Origin of the sequence: Verrucomicrobium sp. 3C, assembly GCF_000379365.1 — a bacterium.
Lineage (GTDB): Bacteria > Verrucomicrobiota > Verrucomicrobiia > Methylacidiphilales > Methylacidiphilaceae > Methylacidimicrobium.
The window spans coordinates 68,670-74,175 of record NZ_KB901876.1 but is presented as its reverse complement, the minus strand read 5'-3'; the positions used below and the strand labels follow the sequence as shown (position 1 = coordinate 74,175).

6 protein-coding genes are annotated in these 5,506 nt (G+C 62.4%); 3 read left to right on the top strand and 3 right to left on the bottom strand.

The features are described from left to right. The coding region (locus A37A_RS21475) for a helix-turn-helix domain-containing protein (protein WP_231363901.1) at positions 1 to 396 on the bottom strand (396 nt) is incomplete at its 3' end. A 141-nt stretch (positions 397 to 537) separates the two neighbouring features. On the opposite strand from A37A_RS21475, the gene A37A_RS18460 reads away from it, so the two are divergent. Beyond that, the gene (locus tag A37A_RS18460) at positions 538 to 1,461 is read left to right on the top strand and encodes a PDZ domain-containing protein (RefSeq protein WP_026195796.1); all 924 of its coding nucleotides are present in this window, start codon (positions 538 to 540) and stop codon (positions 1,459 to 1,461) included. Between the two features lie 253 nt (positions 1,462 to 1,714). Then, positions 1,715 to 2,680, top strand: a complete 966-nt coding sequence (locus A37A_RS0111135; RefSeq protein WP_155996649.1) for a PDZ domain-containing protein — start codon at positions 1,715 to 1,717, stop codon at positions 2,678 to 2,680. A 35-nt stretch (positions 2,681 to 2,715) separates the two neighbouring features. Here A37A_RS0111135 and A37A_RS0111130 read toward each other — a convergent pair whose 3' ends face one another. Continuing rightward, positions 2,716 to 3,111, bottom strand: coding sequence for a cupin domain-containing protein (locus A37A_RS0111130; protein WP_018291575.1), 396 nt, complete (start codon positions 3,109 to 3,111; stop codon positions 2,716 to 2,718). A 379-nt stretch (positions 3,112 to 3,490) separates the two neighbouring features. Here A37A_RS0111130 and A37A_RS0111125 point away from each other — a divergent pair, with 379 nt between their 5' ends. Then, positions 3,491 to 4,486, top strand: a complete 996-nt coding sequence (locus A37A_RS0111125; RefSeq protein ID WP_018291574.1) for a hypothetical protein — start codon at positions 3,491 to 3,493, stop codon at positions 4,484 to 4,486. A gap of 74 nt (positions 4,487 to 4,560) precedes the next feature. Here the strand turns inward: A37A_RS0111125 and A37A_RS0111120 are convergent, their stop codons facing one another. Beyond that, positions 4,561 to 4,941, bottom strand: a complete 381-nt coding sequence (locus tag A37A_RS0111120; protein WP_018291573.1) for a hypothetical protein — start codon at positions 4,939 to 4,941, stop codon at positions 4,561 to 4,563. Positions 4,942 to 5,506: the final 565 nt, after the last annotated feature.

Sequence of the window (5,506 nt, the reverse complement as noted above, 5' to 3'; positions counted from 1 at the left end):
CATGTACAGAGCGACCACTTCGAGGAGTTTCTCCTTGAACTGGGGATCCGGGCTAAACGTGAAGGTGCGAAGGCAATGCGGATGCAGATCGTAAGCTCGCAGAATGCGCGCGATCCGAGCTGGGGGCAAACCCAGCTCCCGCGCCAGCGTGCGGATACTCCACCGGCTCAAACCTCTCGGCGGTTTACTGCACGCGGTCATCACCACTTTGCGCGTAAGCGATTGGCTTATCGTTACCGGGCGTCCGCTCTGCGGCTCATCGTTGAGCCCAGCGATCCCCTCCGCGGAAAACCGTCGCCGCCATTTGCCCACGATATGCGCGTTGCACTGGAGCTGCCGGGAAATCGCCGCGCTGGAAACCCCATCGGCAGCCATCAGAATTATCCGTGCTCTCATCACCAACCCGGCTTTCGCATTCCTCTTGCGGACGATCTCTTCTAACACTTCTCTCTGCTCTTCACGAATCGGTAATGCAGTTAAAATGGCTCCCATAATGAAAGCCATAATACCTAGTCTGCACTGTTATGTCACGTAATTATGAAGCGATGTGCTAGTGCCTTTTTCCTCTCGGTCGGCCTCTTCACGATCTCCCTGTACGGGCAGGTGGCCAAGCCGCTTGCCACGACGCCGCCGATCGAAAAGGCCTTTCCGTTCGTCCAGAAAGGCGCCGAGGTCCATGTGAGCTGTCCTGTGGCGCTCAACGAGTACGAGGTTCTTTCTCCCGAAGAGGTCCTCCATCTCTTTTGCGTCAAATCCCAGCGCGTGGCGGCAACCGGCGAGAAGTCGGAATCCTCGGAAAATGCGGCCCCTTCGGGCAGGCACCATGGAGGCGGGATGGGCGGCATGGGTGGTGGCATGGGGAGAGGAGGTATGGGAATGGGCGGTATGGGGATGGGTGGCACGGGCGGAGGCGGTATGAGAGGGACGCATGGAGGGACGGGCGGCGCGGGCGATGGGGACGAAGGATCGAGCCGCCAAGGGGTGGACCGAAAGACTGTCTGGACTTCCGTCGATGCGTTTCGTGAAGCGCTTGGCGGTCTCGACGGGTCCGATCTGCGGCTGGTTTTCGCCCAGCCTCCGGCGGCGTCTTCCGGCCAGCCGGCGAAGTCGGAAGATGGAGGAAATCTCAAAACGGAGTCCAAGCCCAGACGAGTTCGAGACGAGCCCTTGGTTCTCCCGTTGGGTCTACTGCTGGGGGAGTGGGAAGGAAGACCGACCGTGCTCGCGGTCGAAACCGGGGGCGCCGGAGCCGAAGCGGGTCTACGCTCGGGGGATCGGATCATCTCTCTCGATGGTCGGCCCTGCTTCCGGAGTTTGTCGGTATTCTTGGGTCTCTATCGGGAGGCAAAAGCGCGGGGCGGTTCGTCCGTTTCCCTCGAAGTGGAGCGCGGGCAGGCGCGGCTGACACTTCCGGTCTCTCTACCCCCCAGCCTTGGGGGAAGCATTCTTGATGCTCCCTAGGCAGGACCGCCTTTGCGTCCGACTGCGGGCGGCCGGAAAACGGGAAGCGCCCTTTGCTCTTCAAATCCGCAGAGGATTTCGGTAGTTTTTCAAGGTTGCCGGGAAATTGTGGAAGGCGTAGCGGCCGTTGCGTGTTGGGAATGGGACGGCTCTTCACTGCGGGATGGCGGCGCCTCCCTCGGAGCTTGAGCGTACGATGACGCCTCTTGCGCAAAGCAGAACAAATCAGAAGGGTCGAACGGATCGACGTCGAGTGCGGGCGAGTGCGGCGACGCGAAGAGGCAGGGTCGCCCGTCTTCCCGCCATGGCGCTCCTCTTCCTCCTCGGTTGGAGCGTCGCCGATTCCGTCTCGGCCCAGGAGACCGCCTCCCTAACGACCGTGCCCCCGCTCTCGGCCGCTTTCCCTCTCGAGCAGCGGGGGAGAGAGGTGCATGTCCGATATCCTTTGGCCGTCAACGAGCATGTCGTCGTTCCCCCGGATGCTCGGCTCCATTTCCTTTACGCGAGGCCGCAACGCGCCGGCGCGTCCGGAGAAGAGCCGACATCCGCCGAAGAAGGAGAGCCTTCGGCGCGGCGCGGCGGGGGAGGCATACTGCTCGACGGCATGGGGATCGGAGGGATGGGCTTGGGCGGCATGCGGATGGCCACCGCCGGAGGAATCAGGCAGGGGATGAGCGGGAAGGGAGAGCAGAGGGAAAAGCCGAGCAGGCGCAAGATCGATCGGAAGATGGTCTGGACCTCCTGCGATGCCTTTCGGGAAGCCCTGGTCGGTTGGAGCGGCTCGGAGCTTCGCCTGGTTTTTTCCCTGCCCGGCCCGAAAACGGTCATGCAAAAGCCAGCGTCGGGCGACGAAGACGAGGATGAGTCGATCGAGGAACCCAGGCCGCAGCCGAGGCGCGTCCGGGATGCGCCCGTGCATCTCCCGCTCGGCTTGCTCCTAGCGCAGCGCAAAGGGGCGTCGACCGTGCTCGCGGTCGAGGAGGCAAGTGCGGGCGAGCAGGCTGGCTTCCGCGCCAGGGATCGAATCCTCTCTCTGGATGGGCGGCCTTGCCCAAAGAGCCTGTCGGGAGTTTTGGCTCTCTATCGTCAGAAGAAGGCGCTCGGACGCAAGGAGCTTTCCGTGGCCGTGGAGCGAGCTGGGGCTTCTACCCCGGTCTCCCTTCTCGTGCCGCTGTCTCCCCGCCTTGAAGGGAGCCTCCTCAAGAGGCCTGTGGAGTGAGACAAGGCATCGCAACGAAGCCGGCGGGCCGATCCTTACCCGCTGCGGTTAGGAGTGCCGAGGATATGTGTGCGTGGGGGAAGCATCAGATCGTCGAACTTTTGCGTAAACATTGCCGCGGCAAAAAATGCGACCGCTCTCAAGGTTTCCTGCCCAACGTTGGCAAGGTCGTGGCGCACATCGGTCGGGATAACAAACACGCTTCCGGAACCGAGAGCGTAGACACCCGATTTCATGCGCAGCTCGCCCTTTCCGGAGAGGATGTATTGGGTCTCCACGGTGGCATCCGTATGCCATCCCAGTCGCCCCCCGGGCTCGATCTCGTAGACGATCGTCGAGGACTGCGTTGCCCCACGCCCACCGCAGGAAGCAAACGCTCCGGTCCAACGTACGGAGGGATCATCCTCCCCGCAGACAGAGAGACGTTCCAAGCGGTCGCTTGCGATGACAGGTTTGATAAAACTCGTCCCTTGTCCCTTAGAGGACGGATTGTGGCACCTAAGGGAGGCTAGGGTTTCCCTGCGGCTAGGTCCAAGGGATTTGCCCGTGCTCTGTTGCCTGGGAGCGGAGTGTGGTCGATCCGGTGACTCCCTGGGAGCAGGTACATCCGAGTTGGTTGAGCCGCTCTGCTCCACAATGATCCGTAACCTGGGGAGGCTTCTCCCGCCGGAAAAGTGAATGCGTTCCTAGCGCGATCTTGCTAGAACCGTAGCGCTGCAGGCTTTAATGCACGACGCGCGAAGACGTTCACAGACTTGGCCGAAAGCGGGTGTGCCTCTGGGGCCGAGCAGGCCAAGGCGATGGGTTCCCGTGGCGGGGCTCGTCATCGCCCTCATCAGCTTCTGGATCCTTTCCGGCGCTCATGCGCAAGGCGCCAAAAAGGTCGTCCTGCCGTTCTCCGCGCTTCACCGCAAGGCTTCCCAGCTCGGGAACCGACCGCGGAATCTTTGGACGCACGGCGAATTTACCGCCTGGAGTCCCGCTCGGGAGGGGGTGTTTGCCGCTAGCTTTCCCCGGCTCTTAAGCTACACCGTCCTACAAAAGCTCGCTCCGTTCTCGGTTCTGCCCACCGAGCCCATTGTCCAAATCACGATCTGCGAAACGCCGTTTCCCATTCCTGGGCTGCGGGAAGGGCGGCGTTTCGAAATCACCCAGGAAGCGCCGGCCGAAGTGCTGGAGATGTTGCAGGGGAACTGCTTTTATGCGCGGCTCCGGCTTTCGGCTGCCCCAAAGGCGCTTTGGAAGAGCGATAAGGAGGAGGCTGAAGAGGCGACTGCCGAGAAGAGCGAGGACGAACCTCCGGCTACCGGGAGACCGGAGCGGGGGATCCGGGGAGATCGCCATCGCGGGCAGGAGGAGGGCGTGTCCGCCGAGCCTCCCATGACTTTGCATTTCGCCGACATTGCCCGTGCCTGGAAACAGCGGGGAAGTCGGCCAAGCCAGACTTGGGTCTATGGGAGGTTCTTCGTCGATACCGACGTGCAAAACGGCCTCTTTACCGCGCATGAAGCGGGTTTAGCGACGCGAAGAGTTGTGGAAGGACTGCTCGCCTCCGCGGCGATCTTCCCTTTTGGAGAACGTTTCGATACCGCGATCTTCTCGTCGCATCTCCCCGGCTTGCCGATCAAACGGAAGACGGTGATCGAAATCGATAAGGAGCATCCGGCTCTCGCGCGGGAAATCGTTCCGGCCGGAGGGTTGCTGGTGCGGCTGGATCTAAAGGACGAGCCCGAGATCGAAGGTCCGGGAGGGAACCATGGTGCCAGGGACTTTTTTTCTCCCGTCGTCCGGCTCTTTTCACCCTGAGGGGTGGAAGTCCGAGCGAGACGAGCCGGGCGGCTTCCCGACCGACCCCTTCGCCCCTCCGGCTGCGGGCTCGGTTACCGGGGCGGGGTGGTCCACCGGATCGCCAGATAGTCGCAGTGGGACAAGAGACCGATCAGTCCGAGCGAGTTGACTTCGGGGTGGACGTCCGCCTTGGTCCAGAGGACGGCGTCCGCTCCGTGCTTCCTGGCTTCCTCCACCGCACGGGTGCGCGGAGAGCCTCCGAATCCCCCGTTGGCGCGGATCCTGCCGAGGATAACGTAAGGTCGCTTGGGGGGAGTCGCATAGCGGCGCATATTCCAGACCATCGAATACTCTCCCGTTCCGAGCGGGCCATGCTGGTAGGGTGGGTTCGCGGGAACCCACTGGGTCAGGATCGCATGCGAGGGGGTCGCGGAGAGGATCAGGAGGAGGGCAGAGAAGAACGGTTGTTTCATCCGAGCGGGTAGCTCCGTTTTGGGCCGTTCAGCGGATGGCTCGGATGATACCGAAGGGGATCTTGATGGCAAGCCTCTCCGGCAGCGCTCTGCCGCTGCCGCGCACGCGAGCGTGTCCGGAGGATGCCTTTAAAGCCCGATGGCTCGGGCGGCGTGGTTGATCCCTTCGCTGATCATCGGATGCGGGAAAGCCATGTAGCTGAGGGTCTCCGCGGTCGTGCCACTTCGGATCGCGAGGGCTAGCCTGCATATCTCGTGCGCCGTGAAAAGGGTGCATCGCCCAGTGGAGAGGGAGTGATCTCCACCCGGCAACTATTGCTCCAGCCGGAAGCACTCGGAGCGGCTACTGGTGGTAACGCCAGCGGTCGAAGCCTCTGGGGGAAAAGGCCCGGGAAGCGGGTCAGCGAGCAAGCAGGCCCTAAGGAAAGTGAACGCTGAACAAAGCCTCGAAACGGGCAATGCGGACGCCGAGCTCGTGAGATAGAAGCGAAGGCCGTTGTCTTCCTCGGAAGGAGAGCAAATCGATGCACTGGGGAGAGCCGCCGGGGTATTGGGCGAGGGCATG

Excerpts from the sequence above, each read along its gene's own strand:
- A37A_RS18460 (WP_026195796.1), top strand. The coding sequence starts at position 538 with ATGAAGCGATGTGCTAGTGCCTTTTTCCTCTCGGTCGGCCTCTTCACG.
- A37A_RS0111120 (WP_018291573.1), bottom strand. The coding sequence starts at position 4,941 with ATGAAACAACCGTTCTTCTCTGCCCTCCTCCTGATCCTCTCCGCGACC.